Genomic DNA, 22,405 nt, shown 5'->3' with positions numbered 1-22,405 from the left:
GGCTACGACGATTAATGGGTGTAGCCGATCAGATCGTAGCTTCTTGATTTAGTTCCATCGATTTAAGCAACAAAGCCGTTCTGGTTCTATAGAAGGCGCAAAGCCATTACCAATTAAAGTTGCGTGTATTACAGATTTGGATTTGTGGCCTAGTGAAGCTGAAGATACTGGAGAGGAAGGTTGTATTGGATTTAAAAAGAAGATGGAGCCTAGTGGTAGAAAGCGAGGCAACCTTGACTATTGGCTTAATGAATTGACGGATGATCAGATAGAGGGGAAAAAAGCGAAGAAATCCGAATGTGATGGAGAAAATGTTCAAACCTTTATTTCTAATGAATGGACTTTTGAGTTTTGTCTAGCCAAGTATGGGCTCAGCGAGGAACTATATGAAGCAATCAGAGGTAACCTCGATGGTTATGACGCATTAAGCTCTAATAATCAGGAAAGAGCGGTACAGATATATAGCTTTATAGAGGGCGGGAAAAGTGAAGTGAGCTACTCGCTGGCTAACTTGCTATCTCGTTATGAAGGGCGTGCAGAAGAGCTAAAAGCAAAGCTACCACCTTACATTATCGATGCAATTGAATATGTAACAGAACCATTCATCAGTGAAGAGGAGCTTTCGCAAGATGATTGATATAAGCAATGAAGACATCAATTCGGTTGAAAGCACTCTCGGTTTAACTTTCGACGAAACAAGAAGACGAATCATCTCCACCTATGATGATGTTCAAGCGTGCCCCGGCAGTGGTAAAACAACTTTAGTGGCAGCTAAGTTAATGATACTTGCCAAAAAGTGGAAATCAGGCCATCAGGGGATATGTGTATTAACTCATACGAATGTTGCCAAAGAAGAAATAATTGATCGGCTGAATGCGAGTTCTGATGGACGAAAATTACTCTTTTTTCCACACTTCATCGGAACAATACAAGAATTCGTGAATAAATTCTTAGCAATACCTTATCTACGCTCAAATGGATTTACAGTGACTCATATCGATGATGATATATGTAACAGCAAAGGTTGGAGTCTACTGGATATTGGTACGAAACGTTACCTTGAGCAACGTCATATATCTTCCTTGGATAAATTGCAATACAGGCTCGTTGATGAGCGACTAGTCCTAGGCGTCCCTGGCTTTAATTCAGCATCTCCCTCACGCAGTTATAAAAATTTGGAGTCGGTGAAAGCGACTCTATTAGAGTTAGGTTACTTTTATTTTCATGAGATGTATGCATTCGCAGAGTATTATTTACTAAGCAATCCATCGATATATCCTGCTATAAGGTCGCGCTTTCCATATGTATTTATAGATGAAATGCAAGATACGCAAAAATTCCAAGATGAACTTCTCAACAAGTTATTTGATGTTGAAAGCGTTTTATTTCAAAGGTTTGGTGATCCTGATCAAGCGATCTACAGTGGTGATCAAGAGGAGAATGAGTCTTACAATCGAATTGAATTAAGTAAAGTCGAAAATAGTCATCGATTTACTAATTCTGTAGCAGTTTTGGCAAAAAACCTCAGTTACAACCGCATTAACTTACAAGCTCCTGCTGATGCTTCAGAAAATACGTTTCACACCATCTTTTTAGTTGATGAGAACTCACGGAATGCTGTTTTCGAAAAATTTGCTGAATTATGTGTGCAAGCTGTCCCTGAAAACTGTAAACGCAAAATAAAAACAGTGGGCGCTGTTGGGACTAGAAAGGAGGGGGGATTGACGATTTGCAACTATCTTGATTCTTTTGATAAGTCTAGCTCGGCAAGTGCCTTTAAACCAAGCAAGCTTATTCATTACCTCTACGAAGGACGTCGACACAAAGACTACCACGTATCATATCGCTTAATTTTAGATGGCATATCTAGGCTCGGTCGAAAGGCTGGTGCTGAGTTGCTGCACCAAGAAGGTAATATTGCCTACTCTGTAAATGCTATTCGTAGGTATTTGAAGGAGTTCAATCATACTCTCGATTTTAACCTGGTTGCCATGGGGTTAATTACCAATGACCTTAATGCTCAAAACTGGAGAAGTGCGATTGAACATTTTTGCGAGATTTTAGCTTTAACCATCCCCGCTGGTCTTGAGGAATTCATTTCCTTTGATTCTGATAGATTAGAGGAAGACAATACCGAACAGGGTCACCGCCTAAATACGGTTTATACAAATGTCTCGGGACGAGTGATTGAAAATGAAGTCACAACGATTCATGCCGTAAAGGGAGAAACACACGCCGCTACACTAGTTTTAGAAACCAAGTTTCATCAGAAAGATATTGCAACACTAGTTCAGTACATCCTTAATGAGGATAGAAATAAACCTAGAGGAGCTCGTAAAATTAAGTTTATGAAACAGTTGTATGTAGCACTTACAAGACCTGAGCATTTACTTTGTTTAGCAATGGACAAATCTGACTTTCCGTCTTCGTTGGTTAGCGTAAGAGAACATGCGGGTTGGAAAATACGCGATCTTACTTTGGAGTAAAAAAGTGCGTAATTTTCAGATCGGGTCTGAATTAGCACGGTTTATCTGAAGAGAATAACTCTTTTTTGGCGCTGACTCATTTCTGTGTCCTCCAGTTTGTTACTCGGGATTATGTCGTATGTAGCAAAGGAGTAGTGATGAGGAAGAGTGCTTTCTCGTATTATAGAGCTCTGACTAGTATCCAATCATCGAGATTTGGTTTGGTCCAATTAATGGGATAGTTGAGAAGTATGAGAGAGTTTTCTCAGGTTTTGGTTAGAGAAAGGGCTTTTGTTGAGGAAGCTGTGAATCCATTGAGGTTACTGACTTCTCTCAGAATTCATAAATACAAAAATTAATTCTTGTTGGCGCACAATCATCCTTCAGGCGTCGCTGAGCCGAGCCAAGCTGACAGAAGGATTACAAGGCGTCTCACCGACGCATTAGCATTGGTGGATATTCGTATTTTGGACCATTTCGTCATCGGAGATGGGGAAAGTGTCTCTTTTGCTGAAAGAGGCTGGATATAACTGTGCGTTTTTTAGGTTGTTAGTTGCTAAAAATCTGCTATCATCCACGCCACTAAATTTTTAACTGAATTCAGCTTGGACTGCTAAAAAAATCTGCTGTCTAAAAAAAGATCACGAAAACCTGTAAAAAGGATCTGTTCGGGTCTTGAGCAATGCATATCAAGTTAGTATAATGCGCGACCTTTGATAGCCTTGTATGGATTTTCCATAGCGGTTCTTAACCTCTAACTTCTTTTCGAGAGATAGAGAGGTTCGGCCACCAAGGTTGATATCGAGCTGAAACGATTTTGGAGAAGACATTCATGTCACGAGTATGCCAAGTAACTGGTAAGCGTCCAGTAACGGGTAACAACCGTTCACACGCACGAAATGCTACTAAGCGTCGTTTTCTGCCGAACCTACAAACTCATCGTTTCTGGGTAGAGAGCGAAAAACGTTTTGTTAAACTACGTCTATCTGCTAAAGGTATGCGCATCATCGACAAGAAAGGTATTGATACTGTTCTTGCAGACATGCGTGCACGTGGCGAAAACGTTTAAGAGGAAATAAGCAATGGCAAAGAAAGGCGTTCGTGAGAAAATCCGTCTAGTATCTTCTGCAGGTACAGGCCACTTCTACACAACTGATAAGAACAAGCGTAACATGCCAGGCAAATTTGAGATCAAAAAGTTTGATCCAGTAGTTCGCCAGCACGTTATGTACAAAGAAGCAAAAATCAAATAATTGGTTTCAGTCTCTTTGATGAATTGAAAAACCCAACTTTCGAGTTGGGTTTTTTATTACCTGAATAAAAATGCTGAAGAAAAGTGTTCAGTACGTCATCGGATTATAAAGTACTGCTAACGTCATTTTATTGGTCCGACTCTATACTCGAATTTTTAATTTATCGTCCTATACCGCTTGGTCACCGCTTCTCTACATACTTGCACACCATTGTTCTAGTCAACCTCAATACTCTTTGGTAATTTACTCATAACTATAAGAGAGTAGAGATGGTTATGCGTGTGAGTCCGGCTCGTCGCCGCCGATGGAACAATATTCTTATTCTGGGCATTATCGCGTTTATAGTGATCTTAAATGCGCCGATGTGGATCAAAACTTACCTATTAACAGCCCAAGCAGACCCTTACCCAAATGTACTTCGCTCCGACTATACGGTGGAGTCTTTGTACTATAGTGGCTGGGAGTTCGAGCTGCATGATGGACGGTGGCAATCCAACATCAAAGTTGATGCACCGATCAGTGAACTTGTATCACGCTGGCAATCATTGGAAGGGACCGAGCTTACCTCAGAACAGTACGACCATTTAAAACCTAACCTAGCGGTACCTGAAACGGTAGAAGTCTGGTATCAGGCTCTCGAAGAGCCGCAGCGGGTGACTTTCTTTCGTTTACCTGATTTTTGGCTATTTAAAACCTGGCAAGACAAATGGGTCGCTATCTCCGTTGATGAAAACTACCTTATGCCAGAGTAAAGCCTTTTTGCGTCTATACCCCTAATAAGCTTCCCTATTTATCGTTTTTCTTTTCGATTATGCTAGCAGCGAGAACTATTAGCCGGTGAATTGGAGAATCTAATGCCTGAGTTGCCAGAAGTTGAAGTCAGCCGTATGGGGATTAGCCCCCACATGGTTGGACAAACGATCCAGTCGTTTACTTTTCGAACGCCTAAATTGCGCTGGGATATTCCTACAGAGCTTAAAAAATTGGAAGGGCAGGTGATCCGTGCGATTAGCCGTCGTGCGAAATACTTACTGATCGAGACAAACACAGGTACAGCCATTGTTCACTTGGGCATGTCTGGGTCTTTACGTGTCCTAGATGCTGACTTTCCGCCAGCAAAGCACGATCATGTGGATCTCAAACTAAGCAGTGGAAAAATACTGCGTTATAACGATCCGCGTCGTTTTGGGGCATGGCTGTGGTGTGCTCCTGGCGAGTCACATGCTGTGCTAGCAAACATGGGGCCTGAGCCTTTAACTGAAGAGTTCAATGCGGAATATGTAGCGGAGAAAGCTAAAAATAAGCGTGTCGCCGTCAAGCAGTTCATCATGGACAACAAAGTCGTGGTTGGTGTCGGAAATATCTACGCGAATGAGTCGTTGTTTAAATCTCGAATTCACCCTTCAAGGCCCGCAGGTAAGTTGACTTCTCAAGAGTGGGGGTTACTTGTTGAAAATATCAAAATGACACTTGAGATTGCCATTACGCAAGGTGGGACTACGCTGAAAGATTTTGCGCAAGCCGATGGAAAGCCGGGTTACTTTGCACAAGAGTTATTGGTTTACGGAAAAGCAGGAGAGCCATGCCCAGAGTGCGGCGAACGACTTCAAGAGCTAAAGATTGGCCAACGTAATACCTTCTTTTGTAGTGAGTGTCAGAAGTAATAGGCTTGCAGAGTTATTGATAGCTTTCGCTCAACAATGAGTATCCTTGCTAATAATTATTGGGGTAGATACTATACTGAGCTGCACTAAATCAGCTGAGGGTTTAACGGTGGAACTAAGCAGTAATACACCATTGAAAGTGTTTGTTATTACAACTGGAAATGAAGAGCGAGTAAATCGCATTCAAAATTACCTAAAGGGTATCGATTTTGAATTTGTTTACTCAGATTCTTATGATGATCTTCTTAAGCTAGAGAAAGAGTATGAAAGTTACTCTCATAAGTTTCGCCAAAAAGCGATCATGGCTGGAGAGATTGGTTGCTTTAAGACACACTCTCAAGCATGGGAATTGATTGTTGCGTCAGGAACGCCTGCGATTGTTATTGAAGACAATATTGAGTTCATCGGTGAAGCATCAAGGTTACTTGCTGATGACGTACTAGCTTATATCCAAAGTTGTGGCTTAGTGAACTTTACTAACTTCTGCTACATTTTAGACCCAGAAAAACCTTTTAAAATATCAGATGTAAAAGAAAAGAAGCCATTTCCAACCGTGTGCTATGGCATTACACCATTAAGAGCTAGAGATCTATTAAGCAGCATGAAAAAAACGGCTTATGCTGTGCCAATTGACAAGTGGTTATCGATTCCAAAATTAAGTGGTTGTTATGGTTACATCAGCCCAATAGTGGTAGCGAAAAGAGAAGATAACCTGACTAGCATTGCTAATAAACGTAAGGGGAAAAAGACTTTTAATCCCCTTAATATGATTCAGCGTGTTATCAATAAAGTTAAGTACAATTACTAGTTGTTTCAGGGTTACCTAATAGATTTAGGTAACCCTTCTTGTTTCTGCAAGATTAAAATACTTCTCTGCGACTAATAGGGAAATCAACCTTTCTCTTTTAGTATCTTTAAATTGCTCAACCCATTGGTGAGCATTCTGTATAATTTCTTCTGCCTTGTCAGGGTGTTCCAAGTAGTAGTCCATTTTTTCATCTAGGTCAGAAAAATCATCTTTGACTTGAACAAAGTGCACACCCGCTTTTAATTTCCCTTCCATAAACCATGTTTCGTAGCGCAGTTTAGGGGTAAAGCACAAAGAATTGGAGGACATGATCCACTTAAGATTAGTTGCGACGTCCATTCCCTCCAAGCTTAGAATGAATTTGTACTCAAGTTGTTCTGAGATACTCATTGAAGGGGTCACGTAGCTCAGTTGTTCTGGATCTTTATCCTGCGTATCCACTCGACCGATGTTGCAGCGAGGATTATGGAAATGACAAGAAAGTAGTTTTCTTCGATTTGGTCGAAATCCCGTCCCACGCCATACAATCATGTCTTTTTTAGTTTGGTACGGCTTGTCTTTATCCACAAAAAAGTAGTGTCTAACGGCGTTTAGCTTTAGTAGGACCGAGTTAGTGTTCTCTCCTTCAATAGGTCGACTTTTTAAAAAACTCGGCTCGTTTGGTACATCAATGACATCGCCATTGACATATTTGAAGACGGCCTTTTTAGGGAAGCATTTAATAACCTTCAACAGATCATAGTAATAAGCGCTGCCGCCGGTTTTTTTAAAGTCTTTTACTTTCGTAAGATCTGGAGGAGTCAGTTCGAAGCTCGTGGTATGTTTATTGTAGTAATTAACTCGTTCACGCAAGTACTCTTCATCATAGCTTGGAGCACGTACTAACAGTTTTTTTGCGGAATAACGAAACAAAAAAGAAGGTAAATAAGCGAGTATTCCGTTAGATAAGTAATACTTTAACTTTTTCATGCTGAACGTAGTTTTTCTAAGATGGCTGTGTTTACAGGATTCGGAACGAATTGGGCGACATTTCCGCCATGAATCGCTACTTCTCTTACTATTGTTGAGGACAAGAACGCGAACTCTTCAGAAGGGGTAAGAAAAATACTTTCTAGTCCGGGTAGTAACTTACGGTACATGCTCGTCAAACCAAACTCGTACTCAAAGTCCATTGTTGTGCGAAGCCCTCTGATTAGGATCGAGGCTTGTTGTTCTTTGGCGAAATCCACAAGTAAACCACTAAAGCCGACAACGTTGACATTGCTTAAGTGTTGACAGCATTGGTGGACCAGGTCTACACGCTCATCCAACGAGAACATGGTGTTTTTCGAAGGGCTAGCTGCAACTCCAATTGTTACTGAGTCGAACATTTTTGCTGTACGTTCGATTAAATCTAGATGGCCATTAGTAATTGGATCAAAAGTTCCAGGATAGATCACTTTTTTATTCATAGCTGCAATCCTCTGAAATAAACTGATCAACACCATTCTCACAGCGTTTAAGCTTGTTTTTAATGGTGTTTTCTAAAATCTCGTCATTTTGTCCGAGTGACGCACGAGAGTTTTCTACGTGGTACAAGTGGTAGCCTACACCTGCGAATTTTAGGTAAAGACGTGACTTACCCGCATTCAACATGCGATGAACAAACTCGCTGTCTTCGCGTCCCCATCCAACAAAATCTTGGTTGAAGCCATTCACCTCGATGACATCTTGTCGCCAAAACGCCATGTTGCAACCGCGAGTGGCTTTATCGTTATTGCGCTCGTAAGAGAACCATTTCGATAGCAAAGCGTTGGTGATGCAGTTTTTACGATTGCGAATGCCTTTGCTGAAAATGGAAGGCACTAAGCCGTTTTCCATGATGGCCTTGCTGCAGCTTTCATCCGTTAACACACGTCCACCCTGCACAAACCAATTTGGCTTTGCGACTTGCTTATGTGATTCAATAAACGTTTGAGACAACACCATGTCGCCATCAATCATGATGAGGTAGTCACCTGATGCTTTTGCGATCGCACGGTTGCGGCTCATTGAAAGTTGAAAGCCATTATCTTTGTGCCAGCTATGAATAAGTGGTACTGGAAAGCCGTCACGCAGTTGGTCGATCATTGCTTTGGTGTCTTCTCGAGAGCCATCATCTGCAACAATTACTTCGTCAGGCAAAACGGTTTGACGTTTCACGCTTTCTAACACCGCTTTTAATGCTTCTTTCCAGTTGTAAGTGGTGATAATTAAAGTCGTTTTCATGATTTTTTTGCCTGTTCACGTAAGTAGAGATCGATATATTTTACAAAAGTAGAGTGCATGCTTAGCCAAGCTAGAATGAAGCCATGCTTGCCATCAAGGAAACCTCGTTTGAGCACATACATCTTCAAAAAGCTCGCAAGAGCGTGAACGATAGCGGTCGTTAAACCTGCTTTCTTTTTACCTTCACGTTCATCCGTCCAGGCCTTGAGGTAACCAGTGGTTTTATTGATGTAATGATGAAGGTGCTCGTAAGTGTAGTGATGCAGTCGACCATCCAACTTTTCAGTTTGATAGTTTTTCTCATCAACTTTTTCATGAACGAGCGAATCATTATATTGCGTATATTCGGTGCGATATAAGCGCACAATCCAGTCTGGAGACCAACCAGAATGGTAGATGAACTTACCAAACGCTGAGCTTAGTCGATTAAGTTTGTATAAAACGTTCGGCTTATTGGCTGATACCGCGTGTAAGATACTTTCTTTTAGCTCTGGAGTGACTTGTTCGTCCGCATCAAGCCACAAAACGTAGTCTGCCGTAACGTATTGCTGCGCCAGTTGGCGCTGTTTACCGAATCCTGGCCAATCTAGGTTGGTGTAAAACTTATCTGTGTATTGTCGGGCGATTTCTTCAGTGCGATCAGTGCTGCCCGAGTCTAGAAGGACAATCTCATCGACCCAATCTTTTACTGTGTCTAGACAAGCTTGTAAGTGCTTCTCTTCATTTTTTACAATTAAGGCAACGGCTAAGGTTGGTTTGGACAAGGTCATTTCCTTCTTAACAAATCAAGACAGTAAGTTTACTGGTATTGAGGATACAAATCTTCTAAGACTTGATCGAACATGCTCATTACTTGAGTGCTGGTAATGCGGTTCATTGCCGTTTCATCTTTAGCGCGAGTTCGCCAGCTTAACTCGTGACTGTTTTTACCTGTTTCCGCAAAGATCGTTTCTTCATACACTGAGACAACGTATTTTAGATAACGGTAAGGTCCCACTCGCAGCGGATTATGGTGTGCATAGAGCCCGATGATTGGCGTTTTCATGGCATTCGCCATGTGTGCTGGTCCGGTATCGGGGGCGATGACCATTTCAACCTTATCTATTAACGCAAGCATTTGCAGAATTGAACTTTGTCCAACTAAATTTAGACACGGTTCTTCCAAGCCAGATTGAATGGCTTCTGCCAGATCCAATTCTACCTGAGCAGGGCTGCCTGCCAGAATCACGTTCCAGCCTTTTGCTCTGGCGTGATGAATCACATCCACATAACCTTCCGCGTTCCAGTTTTTATAAGCTTTGCTCGCACCAGGCACAATCAGCAGGTTAGGTTTACTACGAGAAATATGAGACTCTGCCCAAGCTTGGTCGTGGTCTGAATAAGAAAGTACCCAGTCTAGTCCTGCCTTTGGTACCCCAATTTGATGGGCAAAGGCCATTAAGCCATCTGCGACATGCAGAGATTGCGGGGAAGGCACTTTGACATTGGTAAATAGTGTTTGAAAGTCCTGGCTTCTATCAGAAGAGAAACCAAGTTTGTATTTTGCTTTAATGCCCAACGTTGCGACACTCGCTCGAATCGCGTACTGCATATGCAATAGCGCATCAAACTCTCTGCCTTTCAGCTGTCGCCAAAGTGATTTGTAGCCATCAAGTCCCGCTTTTTTATCAAAAACAATCACTTCTACACCATCGATGGCGGCTAATAACTGGGCTTCAAGTTTACCCGTTATCCAAGTAATCTGGGTCGAAGGCCAGTGTTTCTGAATAGCTTGAATGCTGGCGATAGTATTGCAAACGTCTCCGATAGCGGACAAACGCAAGACGCATAGTGACGATGGGGCAGAAGTGAACATAATTATTGTCTGATTCGATGAATAGAGGCAGGTAAATTATGCAGACATCCCCAATAAATGTAAAATACACGGCTCGAATATAGCTAAGTACTGATAAGTGTTCTGCAATGTCAAAGACAACACCACATCAATCGCAAGAATCTGGCAAGCCGGGTAATACCGGACTAAAGCGCATCGTTAAAGCGACGGGTTATTCGATCCAAGGATTAAAAGCGGCTTTTAAGCATGAAGCTGCCATTCGACAAGAGTTGGCTCTGTTGAGTATCGCCGTGATTTTGGCTTGGCTAGTGGATGTCGGCATGGTTGAGCGTATCTTAATGATCGGGGTCGTGGTATTAGTCTTGATTGTAGAGCTTGTAAACTCAGCGATTGAGGCGGTAGTGGATCGTATCGGTATTGAACGGCATGAACTCAGTGGTCGAGCTAAAGATATAGGCTCTGCTGCCGTTATGGTTGCTTTGGTGTTTGCTGCATTTACTTGGTTGTATATATTAGCCAGCCGATATTTAGGCTAGAGGGTGAGCGTATGACTCAACAGTATAAAAACAACAACCAAGTGATATGGTTTGATGACGAGATCATTACAGACCCTAGCCAACCGATATTTGATGCGGAATACTGGCAGTCCTCCGACAAGGTGGTTGGCAGTGCGACGGGGCGAGGCACGACATGGTTTATCCAACTAGAGAACATGCAAGCGGCACTACGTCATTACCGTCGTGGCGGTTTGTTTGGGAAGTTAGTTAACGATCATTATTGGTTCTCTGGCTGGGATAACACCCGTTGTGCGCAAGAGTTTCAGCTTTTGTTGGCGCTAATTGAGGCTGGGGTGCACGTTCCTCGTCCTATTGCAGCAAGAGCCTTAAAGTCAGGACTCTTCTATCAAGCTGATTTATTAAGTGAGCGAATCCCAAACGCCAGAGATCTGGTTAGTATCTTGCAAGAACAGTCTTTATCGGTAGAAATGTATCAGAAAATAGGGCAAGAAATTGCCAAGATGCATCAGGTTGGCGTTAACCATACCGATTTGAATATCCACAATATCTTGATCGACGACAAAGATAAGGTATGGATTATCGATTTTGATAAGTGTCGTTTTGAAACTTCTGGTGACTGGAAGCATCAAAATCTAAATAGACTTCTGCGTTCATTTAATAAAGAGCGTTTAAAGCGACAGATTATTTGGCAAGAATCCGATTTTGAACATTTTCAGGACGGTTATGCTTCTCTATCTTAATTGAGTTTTTTATCATTTTATATTGATTGCTCTAAGTAAGCCTTCTTGAGTCTAACGATGCTCGAGTGAGTCTATAAACTACAATAATCATAAAGTATTCATGTGTATCTGATGGCACAAAAATTAACGTAGGTAACATTTGTAATGAAAATATTAGTAACCGGTGGAGCAGGCTTCATTGGGTCAGCTGTTGTCCGACATATCATTCGTGACACCCAAGATACCGTTATCAATTTAGATAAACTGACCTACGCAGGGAATCTAGAATCACTGGTTGATGTCTCAGAGAGTGAACGTTACTATTTTGAGCAAGTAGATATCTGTGACCGAGCTGAACTAGATCGCGTATTTTCAGAGCATCAACCCGATAGGGTGATGCATTTGGCCGCCGAGTCTCATGTCGATCGCTCTATTGATGGTCCTGCTGCTTTTATTGAGACTAACGTGATGGGCACTTACCATTTGCTTGAAGCGGCTCGTCAATATTGGTCGGGCTTAGATGAAGCGCGCCAATCGGCATTCCGTTTTCATCATATTTCTACGGATGAAGTGTATGGCGATCTAGAGGGAACGGATGATTTGTTCACCGAAACCACCTCATACGCGCCGAGCAGCCCATATTCTGCATCTAAAGCTTCGAGCGATCACCTGGTTCGCGCTTGGCAACGGACTTATGGCTTACCAACACTTATCACGAATTGCTCCAACAACTATGGCCCGTACCACTTCCCAGAGAAGTTGATCCCTCTGATGATTTTAAATGCCCTCGACGGCAAGCCGTTGCCTGTGTATGGCGATGGTATGCAAATCCGAGATTGGCTGTTTGTGGAACACCATGCTCGCGCGCTTTACAAAGTGGTCAACGAAGGTGAAGTAGGTGAAACCTACAACATTGGTGGCCATAACGAAAAAGCCAACATCGAAGTGGTGAAAACCATTTGTGCTTTGCTTGAAGAGCTGCGACCAAACAAACCTGCCGGGATAGAGTCTTATGAGTCTTTGATCACTTATGTCAAAGATCGCCCAGGTCATGATGTGCGCTACGCAATTGATGCCACCAAGATCGCTCAAGAGCTTGGCTGGACGCCAGAGGAAACCTTTGAAAGCGGCATTCGCAAAACCGTGGAATGGTACCTAAACAACCCACAATGGTGGCAACGTGTGCTTGATGGTTCATACAGTCTTGAGCGATTAGGAGCGGGCGAATAATGAAAGGCATTATTTTAGCAGGCGGCTCGGGCACTCGACTTTACCCTATTACACGTGGTGTCTCTAAGCAGTTACTGCCGGTTTATGACAAACCAATGATTTACTATCCGTTGTCGGTACTTATGCTTGCTGGCATTCGTGAAATCTTGATCATCACCACGCCAGAAGACCAGGAAGGATTTCAGCGCCTATTGGGTGATGGCTCAGAGTTTGGCATTGAGTTGCAATACGCGATTCAACCAAGTCCAGACGGCTTAGCTCAAGCCTTCATCATTGGTGAAGAATTCATTGGCGATGACTCAGTATGTTTGGTGCTGGGTGACAACATCTTTTATGGGCAAGGGTTCACTCCTATTCTTCAGCAAGCTGCGATGAAGAGCCGTGGTGCGACGGTATTCGGTTATCAGGTTAAAGATCCAGAGCGATTTGGCGTTGTAGAATTTGATGCCAATATGCAGGCGATTTCGATTGAAGAAAAACCAGTAAAGCCTAAATCCAATTATGCTGTCACTGGGCTGTATTTTTATGATAACCGAGTCGTCGAATTGGCAAAAAAAGTCAAACCTTCATCTCGTGGTGAGTTAGAGATTTCGACGCTAAACCAAATGTACCTTGAGCAAGGTGACCTGAATGTTCAATTACTAGGGCGCGGCTTTGCTTGGTTAGATACTGGAACACATGAAAGCCTGCATGAAGCCTCTTCGTTTGTTCAAACCATTGAAAATGTTCAAGGTCTTAAAGTTGCCTGTTTAGAAGAGATTGCGTGGCGCAATGGGTGGTTATCTACTTCTCAAGTTATCCAATTTGCTCAACCAATGTTAAAAAATGACTATGGACAATACTTAAATAAAATTATTTGTGATGATTGCTCATCAAGCTAAATAGAGATTACCCAAAACGAGTCCAAGCTTCAGGTATTGTTATGTGTAAAAAAATAGTATTACATGCGATGACTAAAAAAGGGTATGAAGTTGCTACCCTTTTATTTGAAAAATATCGAGAAATTGTTGATTTCCTTGTTATAGGAAAAGATAAAAATATTAAAGATGATTATAGTGAAAATTTGAGACAATTAGCTATCAACAACGGTGTTCAGTATTATTATCATAATGACACTTACACAATACCTCAAGAATCCTATGTGTTAGCAGTGTCATGGCGCTGGATGATTAGAAGTATCGAAGATAGCAAGTTAATTGTTTTCCATGACTCTATTTTACCTCGATATAGAGGCTTTGCTCCGCTAGTGAATAGTTTAATTAATGGTGAGCATGAAATTGGTGTTACAGCTCTATTTGGTTCAGATGAGTATGATAAAGGTGATATTATTGCACAAGCTGCTTCATTTATTGACTATCCAATGAAATTATCTGATGCAATTGAAGTGAATAACCTCAATTATATAAAACTGGCAGATTTGATATTTAATAGTTTACATTCCGGAAGAGAAATAAAATCCTCACAACAAGATGAGTCATTAGCGACATATTCAATATGGCGAGACGAATCTGATTATGAGATCGATTGGAATCAAAGTTCTACATACATTAAACGATTTATTGATTCTGTAGGGTACCCATATTCTGGAGCTATTACTAATGTTGATGAGAATAAAGTGGTGGTCTTGGATGCTGAAGTAGTACAGGATGTGGTTTGTGAGCATAGGCATGTTGGTAAAGTGATATTTGTTGAAAATGGCTGCCCCGTTGTAATTTGTGGTAAAGGCTTGTTGAAAATCACCAAAGCAGTAGTGAAGGAAGAAAACCAAGCTCGAGATTTCTTGCCGATCGATAAATTTAGAATGAAATTCTATTGATTGTAACCCCAGAGAGATAGATTAATGATTCCATTTAATAAGCCCCCAGTTGTAGGTAAAGAGCTTAGCTTTATTGAGCAAGCTATCCAAGGAAGTAAACTCTCGGGAGATGGGCCACTTTCTGAACGATGCGAGAGTTGGTTTGAAAACAGAGCGAGCTGTATTAAGACTTTGTTAACGCCTTCATGTACCCATGCGCTTGAACTCGCCGCTTTACTGATCGATATTCAGCCTGGTGATGAAGTGATTATGCCAAGCTACACTTTTGTTAGCACTGCGAATGCATTTGTACTGCGTGGTGCAAAAGTGGTGTTTGTTGATATTCGTCCAGATACGATGAACATTGATGAAACCAAAATTGAGGCTGCAATCACTGAAAAAACGGTTGCTATTGTACCTGTACATTATGCTGGTGTTGCTTGTGAGATGGACACGATCATGAGTATTGCAGAGAAGTATAAACTCATTGTTATTGAAGATGCAGCTCAAGGTGTGATGTCTACTTACAAAGGAAAAGCGTTGGGGGCAATTGGCCATCTAGGTGCATATAGTTTTCATGAGACGAAAAATTATACGTCCGGTGGTGAAGGTGGACTACTTCTTATTAATGACCAATCTTTTGTTGAGCGTGCAGAAATTGTCAGAGAGAAGGGGACGAACCGAAGCTTGTTCTTCCGTGGCATGGTAGACAAATATACTTGGGTTGATCTTGGTAGTAGTTTGCTTCCAAGTGAGATACAAGCAGCATATCTTTGGGGACAGCTTGAAGAAGCTGAAGGGATTAACCAAAGACGGCTACAAATTTGGCGAAAATATCTAGATGAGCTTACGCCTCTTGCCGCAAAACACAATATAGAAGTGCCAACTGTTCCTTTTGAATGTCAGCATAATGCGCATATGTTCTACTTGAAACTGGAAAATCTGGAATTGAGAAGCCAGTTTATTGAAATGCTTCGTGAAGAGGGCATAGTTTCTGCGTTTCACTATATTCCATTGCATAGCTCACCAGCTGGCCAACAGTTTGGTCGGTTTGTCGGTAGTGATATATATACGACACAAGAAAGTGAGCGCTTGGTAAGACTACCACTGTACTTCAATATGAGTGATAGTGAGCAGTCTTATGTTATTAATGCTATAAAAAATGTTTTAGGGCGCATGGAATTGTAAAAATGCAAAGCAACGAGATTAAACATATTTTTTTAGTGTCTAGCACAGACTACTTTTCCCCTCTGTTTATTGATGCCTTAATAGAGAAAGCTAGCATTAATCACGAGACGTTAGGTGTCGTCATTTTCGGATGTAGTGATATTGAATCTCAGTACCCTAAGAAAATTGATGGAGTCACTTACTTTTCTTACGAGAAGGTGAACAACTCTATTTTTTTGAACGCTTCAACGATAACTTATTTCTCTCTGAGTGCACTTAACTCTGCTCAAATTCGAGAGATTCTCGAGCTTAGTCCACAAATGAAGAGCAAGTGTTATATGTTTATCACGGATGATGAGGTTGACAGATGGCTTTGGTGCAAAGATAAACATGGACGCTTAGTTGCAGATGTTAAGCTTAACATTACAGAGAATGATCTTTGGGTTTTAAGTCAACAAGAGCAGTTTATTGCTTTAAATAGTGCGTTTCGTGAGAAGTTGAGCCAAGTATTAGAAAGGTGTGATTTTTGTCTTGTTGATTCTAGTGTTGTCTTCGACACATTACCCACTAAATCTGCTGAGACTCTGGCGATTTCTGTTTATGCAGACGAAAAAAATAAGAAAAAAAGTATCCTTTTAGGTACTAAACCTAATGCATTTAAATATCAAAACATTAAAGCGATGTTGCGTGCATTCATAAAAGCTGGAGTGCACACGGAATACAAGTTTGTTGTGATGTGGCCTGTAAAGCAGTGGCGAAAACGTCTTCTTTTAGATCTTTATTTAACCTATTTGCAAAAGATAAAGAAGCAAACAGTCGATGTGTCTGTCATAACTTCACTTCCCCCACTAGCTTACACGGCTGTTGTGATGTCGTGCACCCATCTTGTGCTTCAACCTAGAGGCGGAGCTAGTACCGCCCGTCAACTGATGAAGTGGGGGCAAGGTAAGGTTTATGTGGCGAAAGGAAGCCACAATGAACTGTTTTTTAAAGATGCACAAAATGTTGAACTCTGTAGTTTTTCTACATTTGATGAACTAGCGAGCAGTTTAGGTAAATATATTGATATTAGCGCTAATGCCTCTAAAATAAATGCAGAAGAGCGGCGCTCGCTTAAAGAGCTATCTAAACTGTATATTTAGAGCATCAATACAGCTGAGATATGAGAGATATTGTTTGTCGGTAATTGGTATTATGAGGTCGTTCTACAAAGTAATCTCTAAGTTTTATTTTAGGTGAGACTACTTTGGAGCGCTACATTCTTGATTCTCAAGAACTACGATAACACTCAAGTTTGTTATTTACTTATGCCATATAATGCCTTGTAACAACGCATTATATGACATAATATTTTTAATATTTTTTCTTTTTTTCTTTTTTCCACTGTGTAAGGAAATCGTGTAGATCCAGTGCAAGTAAATCAACCTGTATATTGTCATTGACTTCTTTTAGGTTTAGTACGGAGGTTGAGTTCAAAGTATAAAGGTGAACGTTCTTATCATTCGGGGAAATAATAACTTCAGCTGGTATGAACTTATCTATAACTAAACAAGAAAAGTGCTCAGTATAATCTGTACATTCACGAGGGTGTGGCTTTATTACTGTAATGTTATATTTCTCATAAATTTCTTTGTACAGCTCTATTTTTCCATCTTCCGTTACTAGATCGCTGATAGGTTGAGTAAATAAGATGTTTTTTCCACTAAGAGATTCGAAGTTATGTGTTAGTATCATTTTTAAACCAAAACTTCTTGTGTAGTCCAACATTTCAACTACATCGAATGCTTTTGCTTTGTTTTGTAATTGAGAGTCCACAAGCTCTGGCTTAGATAAGTAAACACTGGTTATTTTATTACTATAGCCTAAAGGAGAAATAACTCTGCCTTTTAAAGCGCGTTTTACTCTTTTTTTGAATGATATTGGGCCATTATAGTTTCCGGCGCCATCTTCTAGTACTGAACCGTGAGATAAATCAAATAGAAATGCATAAGTGAGATGGTCATGACCAAAGAATTTTTTATTTTTAACTAGAGTCGTGATGTCATATTTTAGAACTCCAAATTTGTAAAGCAATGAGTCCCAATTTTTATTAAGTTTAGTGTTTATAATAACTACATTGTCTAATTTACTATTCGCTAACAGGCCTTGGAAATCTACATGACTAATGAACAGTGTATTATGGCTGCCTTTATTAATATATAAGTATAAAAAAAGTGCAAAAATTGAGTTTACGTAACATACGTTCTCATAATTAGATTGAATCCTCTTATATGTAATAATGCTTTTCACTATTTTTTCTCAAAGATTACTGTTACTATTTTATTTACAATGTTTTTATAATTAGTGATAAATCTTTCACTGTCTGATTTTTTAGAATTTACACTAGATGAAAACTGTTTCTCTATCAATGTGTGAATTTCATTTTTTTCTTTAATGACATCACAGAACGAATGTTTTTTAAGAATATTAACGATTTCTGTAAAGTTGTAATAACTAGGTCCCGTGATTACAGGAACTCCCAGTGCTGCGGGTTCTAATACATTGTGCCCTCCAACCTTATCTCCAACTAGGCTACCGCCCATAAAGCAGATATCCGCTGCGCCTATCAAAGTTAGCATCTCACCCATAGTATCACCGAGATATACTTGAGTATTTATCTCGACTGCATGCGTTGAAGTACGACGCACAGTGTTAAAGCCTTGCTGTTGGCAAAGCGTAAACACATCATCAAATCGTTCTGGATGGCGAGGAACTAAAATAAGTAATGCATTTGGATGAGATTTTAAAACTTGCCTATGTGCATCTAATACCTGTTCGTCCTCGCCTTTGTGGGTGCTAGCTGCAATCCAAATCGGACGATCGTTTCCAAGTTGGGCTCGAAGCTGCTGTCCTTGCTGTTTCACTTGCTCTGATATTTGAATATCGAACTTAATCGAGCCAGTAACGGATAGTTTCTTTTTCTCAACGCCTAAGCGTTCGAAGCGCTCTGCATCTGAATCCGTTTGGCAGAGTACTTGAGTTAGGCATGGATGAAGCTGGTTAAAAAGCCGCTGTATTTTGGCGTAGTTCTGACACGATTTTTCAGATAGGCGCGCATTCACGACAGTTATAGGGATACCCGCTTTGTGAACATTGTGAAGCGTGTTTGGCCACAGCTCAGTCTCAATGATCAACATCTGTTTTGGCTGCACTGCTTTAAGAAAACCTTTGATAGCGAACCCAAAGTCAATTGGCATATAGCGGTGTTCAATTAAATCACCCAACTTAGCAATCTGTTCAGCTCCCGTACTTGTTGTTGTTGTAACTAGAATAGATTGTTCGGGGTTTTGTTCCTTAAGGGCTTTAATTAAAGGTGTTGCTGCTATGCTTTCACCAACAGATACGGCATGTATCCAAATAGGTTTGTCGTTGCTTTTTAGCTTGGGAGTGATACCAAAGTGCTCTTTCCAGCGAGAGCCGAACTTAGGCTTATTTGGTTTGCTCTTGTACAAACCAAATAAAAGTAGCGGTGACGCTAGGGCGAGTAGTAAGGTATAAACAATACGAACTAACATGAGCTTATCGTAATGGCGTCAAATTTTTGGATGCTATCTAGCACTTGCTTAGGCGAAAGTTCTGTCAAGCACTTGAGGTGTTTGTATTGACATTCACGCTGGAAACAAGGGCGACAATCAATATCGGTATGAACAATCTCCACTTTTTCTGCGAGTGGGGGGGTGTACTTCGGTGAAGTTGAGCCATACACGGCAACAACATTACAACCAACCGCAGCTGCCACATGCATTAAGCCTGAGTCATTCGCGACAACAGTCTTACATGCAGCAAGTAAGTCGACTGCTTCAATTAAGCTGGTTTGGCCTGCCAGAACATGAATGTGCTCATGGAATTGCGTCGGAACAAGTGCGCGAATATTGTTACAAGTCTCCAAGTCCTTTTGAGAACCAAACAACCAGATTTGATGCCCAGATCGAGCCATTTGCGTCGCAACTTCAGCGTAGTGTGTTTCGGGCCATTTTTTGGCGGGACCAAACTCTGCTCCTGGGCACAGTCCGATAATTGGTTGGTCTTGGGCTAAGTTGAACTTTTTGATCGTGGCTTGTTGCTCTGCCGCGTTGATTGCAAGGCGTGGGCGAGGCAAGGTTTCAAGCCCGCCGAGAGAGTTAGAATCCACCATTTCTGCTTTTGGATAAGCTAACGCTACATAGCGCTCTACCATGTACTGAAAAGACTTCATGTTAGGGCGTAAGTCGTTCAATAAACCATAGCGCATTTCTCCCTTCCAGCCAGTACGAAGAGGAATGTTGGCAAACCATGGGATCAGTGCTGATTTCGCTGACTTAGGCAATATATAGGCGTGGTCATATTGCTTTTCACGTATCGATTTACCAATTTCCCTGCGGCCTAATAAGTTAAACTCACCATGACCGATAGGCATTTCAATCGCTTGGTGGATTTCTGGCATACGCTCAAGAATCGGTTTACACCATCCTGGAGCGATAACGTCAATTTGGCTATCTGGATGGCGTTGCTTTAATACGATATATAACGATTGCGACATTACCATATCGCCGACCCACGCAGGGCCAATAATTAAAATCTTTTTCATTTATTTACTTGCCAATCAGTATCATATCTAGGCTTGAAGATATTGTAATAGTTATTGCCGTCTTCTTGAGAGTGCAGCAACTGTAGTACCCACATATATTGTTCGGGTTTATCACCGACAAAATATTCAATGGCTTCATTACAGGTACGAGCGTCTTGCTCTTCGCCTTTATCCAGCTCAAACGCTGGTAAAATCTCAATGTCAAACGTACCATCTTCAGTGTTCATCGACGCAAATAGAGGCAGTACTTTTGAGCGTGATAGTTTCGCAATTTTGCCTAAACCAGGTAGCGTTGCTTTACGTGTTGCAAAAAAATCTACAAACACACTATGCTCTGGGCCGTGATCTTGGTCGGGTAGATAATACCCTACATAGCCATCTCGAATAGACTTCAGAAAAGGCTTAATGCCACCTGAGCGTTCATAAACACGACCACCATATTGAACTCTTTGCTTGTGCATCAGCCAGTCAGCAACATCATTCTTTTGTTTCTTCGCCATTGCAGAAACCGGCATTCCCATTGAAGCGAGCAAGATAGCAGGCACATCAATAGCCCAAGAGTGGGGAACCATTAAAATTACATTTTCGTTGCTATCAATGTGCTGTCGTAAAATGTCTAGGCCGCGAATTTGGCAACGGTTCTGAAGCCATTTTGGTGAGCGTAAACTTAGTAACCCGAAGCGAAAAAAGAACATGGCCGCTGTGTAGAGTGTTTTTTCTATCAAAGCTTCACGTTCTTGGAATGATTTTTCCGGAAAACACAGCTCAAAGTTAACCCTCGCTCGATGAGCTGGACCTTTGTGGGATTTAGACAGTTTTTTGGCTATGGTTTTCGCCAACCACTTTTGTAAACCCAGTGGCATTAATGATAACGGTAAAAATAAGATAACACCTAACCACGTGCCCCAGTACTTAGGCGACAGAAAGTGGCGCTTAAACTCAGGGTTATATGCTTTAGGGTCGAAGTCATCACGTTTTATGGTCATGGCGTGTCTAGTTACCTATTCGTGTGCGGGCGAAGTGGTTTAAATGAGAAAAAGATAGTTAGGAATGATACAGGCTATTGCACTTGAGTAAAGGTGGCAGGTTATGGTTCTACCACCTTGTGGCGCTTAACTGTTTTGGATAGTCAAGTATTCGGCAACGCCTTCTGCAACTGTCTTGAATTCAACATCACAACCTGCGGTGCGCAGTTTGGTCAGATCCGCTTGTGTGAATTCTTGGTAAGCGCCTTTTAGGTGCTCAGGGAATGGGATGGTTTCAATTTGGCCTTTGCCATGATACTTGATAACTGCTTTTGCTACCTCTTCAAAAGATTCAGCACGGCCAGTACCACAGTTAAAAATACCTGATACGCCGTTTTCTAAGAACCACAGGTTTACTTTACATACATCACCAACGTAAACGAAGTCGCGTTTGAATGATTCGCTGCCCGCGAACAATTTAGGATTTTCACCTGCGTTAAGTTGGTTGTTTAGATGGAACGCAACTGATGCCATGCTACCTTTGTGGTCTTCACGTGGGCCATATACGTTGAAGTAGCGGAAGCCGGTGATTTGAGAAAGGGTCTCACCATGCTCTTCAGCGTCTTGCCATAGGCGACGAACGTAGTTATCAAACTGCTGTTTCGAGTAACCGTATACATTCAGTGCGCCTTCGTATTCGCGTTCTTCAACGAAAGTCTCTGTATCACCGTAAGTGGCTGCGGAAGAAGCGTATAGGAATGGAATCTCGCGATCTAAACAGTAATGCAGCAGCTCTTTAGAGTACTCGTAATTGTTTAGCATCATGTACTTACCATCCCACTCAGTCGTTGCAGAGCAAGCACCTTCGTGGAAAATTGCCTCAATCGGACCAAAATCATCGCCCGCCATAATTTGGGTCAGAAAGTCGTCACGATCCATGTAATCTGTGATGTCCAGATCAACTAAGTTCTTAAACTTTTTGCCATTTTTTAGGTTGTCGACAACCAGGATATCGTTAATACCAGCTTCGTTTAGTGCTTTAACAATGTTGCTGCCGATCATGCCAGCGCCACCAGTTACGATGATCATAGAACTTCCACCATAGATTAAAATTTTCTCAGGAATTCTAGCAAG

At 41.4% G+C, this 22,405-nt stretch carries 24 protein-coding genes and 1 pseudogene; 15 read left to right on the top strand and 10 right to left on the bottom strand.

Annotated features, from left to right (window positions below):
- The first annotated feature begins 142 nt into the window (after positions 1-142).
- The 8 genes and pseudogenes from R7E78_RS17690 (at position 143) to R7E78_RS17655 (ending at position 6,190) form a co-directional block, all read left to right on the top strand.
- Positions 143-637, top strand: a complete 495-nt coding sequence (locus tag R7E78_RS17690) for a hypothetical protein (RefSeq protein ID WP_318058116.1) — start codon at positions 143-145, stop codon at positions 635-637.
- A complete protein-coding gene (locus tag R7E78_RS17685; protein ID WP_318058115.1) occupies positions 630-2,486 on the top strand; it encodes a UvrD-helicase domain-containing protein in 1,857 nt (618 codons plus the stop codon). The genes R7E78_RS17690 and R7E78_RS17685 overlap by 8 nt, the downstream gene beginning before the upstream one ends.
- Before the next feature lie 341 nt (positions 2,487-2,827).
- A pseudogene (locus R7E78_RS17680) lies at positions 2,828-2,995 on the top strand (JAB domain-containing protein); the annotation flags it as partial.
- A 302-nt stretch (positions 2,996-3,297) separates the two neighbouring features.
- Positions 3,298-3,534, top strand: a complete 237-nt coding sequence (gene rpmB, locus R7E78_RS17675) for a 50S ribosomal protein L28 (protein WP_005384783.1) — start codon at positions 3,298-3,300, stop codon at positions 3,532-3,534.
- A gap of 13 nt (positions 3,535-3,547) precedes the next feature.
- Entirely contained in the window at positions 3,548-3,718 is a 171-nt protein-coding gene (rpmG, locus tag R7E78_RS17670; RefSeq protein WP_004410866.1) for a 50S ribosomal protein L33, read from the top strand.
- 275 nt (positions 3,719-3,993) lie between these two features.
- The gene (locus R7E78_RS17665; protein WP_085569736.1) at positions 3,994-4,470 is read left to right on the top strand and encodes a hypothetical protein; all 477 of its coding nucleotides are present in this window, start codon (positions 3,994-3,996) and stop codon (positions 4,468-4,470) included.
- A gap of 102 nt (positions 4,471-4,572) precedes the next feature.
- Positions 4,573-5,382, top strand: coding sequence for a bifunctional DNA-formamidopyrimidine glycosylase/DNA-(apurinic or apyrimidinic site) lyase (gene mutM, locus R7E78_RS17660; RefSeq protein WP_053349744.1), 810 nt, complete (start codon positions 4,573-4,575; stop codon positions 5,380-5,382).
- A 109-nt stretch (positions 5,383-5,491) separates the two neighbouring features.
- A complete protein-coding gene (locus R7E78_RS17655) occupies positions 5,492-6,190 on the top strand; it encodes a glycosyltransferase family 25 protein (RefSeq protein WP_017449080.1) in 699 nt (232 codons plus the stop codon).
- Positions 6,191-6,214: 24 nt separating this feature from the next.
- Here the strand turns inward: R7E78_RS17655 and R7E78_RS17650 are convergent, their stop codons facing one another.
- From R7E78_RS17650 to R7E78_RS17630, 5 genes are read right to left on the bottom strand one after another with little or no spacing between them, the layout of a single operon-like run.
- Positions 6,215-7,159, bottom strand: a complete 945-nt coding sequence (locus tag R7E78_RS17650) for a glycosyl transferase family 90 (RefSeq protein ID WP_213961940.1) — start codon at positions 7,157-7,159, stop codon at positions 6,215-6,217.
- A complete protein-coding gene (gene coaD / locus R7E78_RS17645) occupies positions 7,156-7,641 on the bottom strand; it encodes a pantetheine-phosphate adenylyltransferase (protein WP_017449082.1) in 486 nt (161 codons plus the stop codon). Before coaD ends, R7E78_RS17650 begins: the two co-directional genes overlap by 4 nt.
- Positions 7,634-8,437: a glycosyltransferase family 2 protein gene (locus R7E78_RS17640; RefSeq protein ID WP_085569718.1), complete on the bottom strand. Its 804-nt coding sequence runs from the start codon at positions 8,435-8,437 to the stop codon at positions 7,634-7,636. The genes coaD and R7E78_RS17640 overlap by 8 nt, the downstream gene beginning before the upstream one ends.
- The gene (locus tag R7E78_RS17635) at positions 8,434-9,201 is read right to left on the bottom strand and encodes a glycosyltransferase family 2 protein (RefSeq protein WP_005395793.1); all 768 of its coding nucleotides are present in this window, start codon (positions 9,199-9,201) and stop codon (positions 8,434-8,436) included. Before R7E78_RS17635 ends, R7E78_RS17640 begins: the two co-directional genes overlap by 4 nt.
- A 35-nt stretch (positions 9,202-9,236) precedes the next feature.
- The gene (locus R7E78_RS17630; RefSeq protein ID WP_025768324.1) at positions 9,237-10,292 is read right to left on the bottom strand and encodes a glycosyltransferase family 9 protein; all 1,056 of its coding nucleotides are present in this window, start codon (positions 10,290-10,292) and stop codon (positions 9,237-9,239) included.
- A gap of 107 nt (positions 10,293-10,399) precedes the next feature.
- Here R7E78_RS17630 and R7E78_RS17625 point away from each other — a divergent pair, with 107 nt between their 5' ends.
- From R7E78_RS17625 to R7E78_RS17595, 7 genes are all read left to right on the top strand, one after another.
- A complete protein-coding gene (locus tag R7E78_RS17625) occupies positions 10,400-10,807 on the top strand; it encodes a diacylglycerol kinase (RefSeq protein WP_238958933.1) in 408 nt (135 codons plus the stop codon).
- Between the two features lie 11 nt (positions 10,808-10,818).
- Positions 10,819-11,529, top strand: a complete 711-nt coding sequence (locus R7E78_RS17620; protein WP_238958932.1) for a 3-deoxy-D-manno-octulosonic acid kinase — start codon at positions 10,819-10,821, stop codon at positions 11,527-11,529.
- Positions 11,530-11,673: 144 nt separating this feature from the next.
- A complete protein-coding gene (rfbB, locus tag R7E78_RS17615; RefSeq protein WP_318058114.1) occupies positions 11,674-12,738 on the top strand; it encodes a dTDP-glucose 4,6-dehydratase in 1,065 nt (354 codons plus the stop codon).
- On the top strand, positions 12,738-13,619 hold the full coding sequence (rfbA, locus tag R7E78_RS17610) for a glucose-1-phosphate thymidylyltransferase RfbA (protein WP_006742522.1): 882 nt from the start codon (positions 12,738-12,740) through the stop codon (positions 13,617-13,619). The genes rfbB and rfbA overlap by 1 nt, the downstream gene beginning before the upstream one ends.
- A gap of 41 nt (positions 13,620-13,660) precedes the next feature.
- Positions 13,661-14,554, top strand: coding sequence for a formyltransferase family protein (locus tag R7E78_RS17605; RefSeq protein WP_262644235.1), 894 nt, complete (start codon positions 13,661-13,663; stop codon positions 14,552-14,554).
- A gap of 24 nt (positions 14,555-14,578) precedes the next feature.
- A complete protein-coding gene (gene rffA / locus R7E78_RS17600; protein WP_006742520.1) occupies positions 14,579-15,721 on the top strand; it encodes a dTDP-4-amino-4,6-dideoxygalactose transaminase in 1,143 nt (380 codons plus the stop codon).
- Positions 15,722-15,723: 2 nt separating this feature from the next.
- On the top strand, positions 15,724-16,842 hold the full coding sequence (locus R7E78_RS17595) for a hypothetical protein (protein WP_085569716.1): 1,119 nt from the start codon (positions 15,724-15,726) through the stop codon (positions 16,840-16,842).
- 211 nt (positions 16,843-17,053) lie between these two features.
- On the opposite strand, the gene R7E78_RS17590 is transcribed toward R7E78_RS17595, so the two are convergent.
- From R7E78_RS17590 to rfaD, 5 genes are all read right to left on the bottom strand, one after another.
- Positions 17,054-17,989 carry a glycosyltransferase family 52 gene (locus tag R7E78_RS17590; protein ID WP_053349735.1) on the bottom strand — a complete coding sequence of 312 codons (936 nt, stop codon included), beginning with the start codon at positions 17,987-17,989 and terminating at the stop codon, positions 17,054-17,056.
- Positions 17,989-19,254, bottom strand: a complete 1,266-nt coding sequence (gene waaA, locus R7E78_RS17585; protein ID WP_054574197.1) for a lipid IV(A) 3-deoxy-D-manno-octulosonic acid transferase — start codon at positions 19,252-19,254, stop codon at positions 17,989-17,991. Before waaA ends, R7E78_RS17590 begins: the two co-directional genes overlap by 1 nt.
- Complete coding sequence (gene waaF / locus R7E78_RS17580) at positions 19,248-20,306, bottom strand: lipopolysaccharide heptosyltransferase II (RefSeq protein ID WP_054574198.1); 1,059 nt, start codon at positions 20,304-20,306, stop codon at positions 19,248-19,250. Before waaF ends, waaA begins: the two co-directional genes overlap by 7 nt.
- Complete coding sequence (gene lpxM / locus R7E78_RS17575) at positions 20,303-21,292, bottom strand: lauroyl-Kdo(2)-lipid IV(A) myristoyltransferase (protein WP_005384797.1); 990 nt, start codon at positions 21,290-21,292, stop codon at positions 20,303-20,305. Before lpxM ends, waaF begins: the two co-directional genes overlap by 4 nt.
- A 126-nt stretch (positions 21,293-21,418) precedes the next feature.
- Positions 21,419-22,360, bottom strand: a complete 942-nt coding sequence (rfaD, locus tag R7E78_RS17570; RefSeq protein WP_054574199.1) for an ADP-glyceromanno-heptose 6-epimerase — start codon at positions 22,358-22,360, stop codon at positions 21,419-21,421.
- Positions 22,361-22,405 lie beyond the last annotated feature (45 nt).

This window comes from Vibrio sp. YT-19(2023), assembly GCF_033337395.1.
This window is presented reverse-complemented; position numbering and strand designations above follow the sequence as displayed.

Bases quoted from the DNA above. Each gene is read 5' to 3' on its own strand.
- coaD (WP_017449082.1), bottom strand. From the start codon at position 7,641: ATGAATAAAAAAGTGATCTATCCTGGAACTTTTGATCCAATTACTAAT.
- rfbA (WP_006742522.1), top strand. From the start codon at position 12,738: ATGAAAGGCATTATTTTAGCAGGCGGCTCGGGCACTCGACTTTACCCT.
- R7E78_RS17640 (WP_085569718.1), bottom strand. From the start codon at position 8,437: ATGAAAACGACTTTAATTATCACCACTTACAACTGGAAAGAAGCATTA.
- R7E78_RS17685 (WP_318058115.1), top strand. From the start codon at position 630: ATGATTGATATAAGCAATGAAGACATCAATTCGGTTGAAAGCACTCTC.
- waaF (WP_054574198.1), bottom strand. From the start codon at position 20,306: ATGAAAAAGATTTTAATTATTGGCCCTGCGTGGGTCGGCGATATGGTA.
- waaA (WP_054574197.1), bottom strand. From the start codon at position 19,254: ATGTTAGTTCGTATTGTTTATACCTTACTACTCGCCCTAGCGTCACCG.
- rffA (WP_006742520.1), top strand. From the start codon at position 14,579: ATGATTCCATTTAATAAGCCCCCAGTTGTAGGTAAAGAGCTTAGCTTT.
- R7E78_RS17665 (WP_085569736.1), top strand. From the start codon at position 3,994: ATGCGTGTGAGTCCGGCTCGTCGCCGCCGATGGAACAATATTCTTATT.
- rfaD (WP_054574199.1), bottom strand. From the start codon at position 22,360: ATGATCATCGTAACTGGTGGCGCTGGCATGATCGGCAGCAACATTGTT.
- R7E78_RS17605 (WP_262644235.1), top strand. From the start codon at position 13,661: ATGTGTAAAAAAATAGTATTACATGCGATGACTAAAAAAGGGTATGAA.
- mutM (WP_053349744.1), top strand. From the start codon at position 4,573: ATGCCTGAGTTGCCAGAAGTTGAAGTCAGCCGTATGGGGATTAGCCCC.
- R7E78_RS17630 (WP_025768324.1), bottom strand. From the start codon at position 10,292: ATGTTCACTTCTGCCCCATCGTCACTATGCGTCTTGCGTTTGTCCGCT.
- R7E78_RS17625 (WP_238958933.1), top strand. From the start codon at position 10,400: ATGTCAAAGACAACACCACATCAATCGCAAGAATCTGGCAAGCCGGGT.
- R7E78_RS17595 (WP_085569716.1), top strand. From the start codon at position 15,724: ATGCAAAGCAACGAGATTAAACATATTTTTTTAGTGTCTAGCACAGAC.
- rfbB (WP_318058114.1), top strand. From the start codon at position 11,674: ATGAAAATATTAGTAACCGGTGGAGCAGGCTTCATTGGGTCAGCTGTT.
- lpxM (WP_005384797.1), bottom strand. From the start codon at position 21,292: ATGACCATAAAACGTGATGACTTCGACCCTAAAGCATATAACCCTGAG.
- R7E78_RS17620 (WP_238958932.1), top strand. From the start codon at position 10,819: ATGACTCAACAGTATAAAAACAACAACCAAGTGATATGGTTTGATGAC.
- rpmB (WP_005384783.1), top strand. From the start codon at position 3,298: ATGTCACGAGTATGCCAAGTAACTGGTAAGCGTCCAGTAACGGGTAAC.
- R7E78_RS17650 (WP_213961940.1), bottom strand. From the start codon at position 7,159: ATGAAAAAGTTAAAGTATTACTTATCTAACGGAATACTCGCTTATTTA.
- rpmG (WP_004410866.1), top strand. From the start codon at position 3,548: ATGGCAAAGAAAGGCGTTCGTGAGAAAATCCGTCTAGTATCTTCTGCA.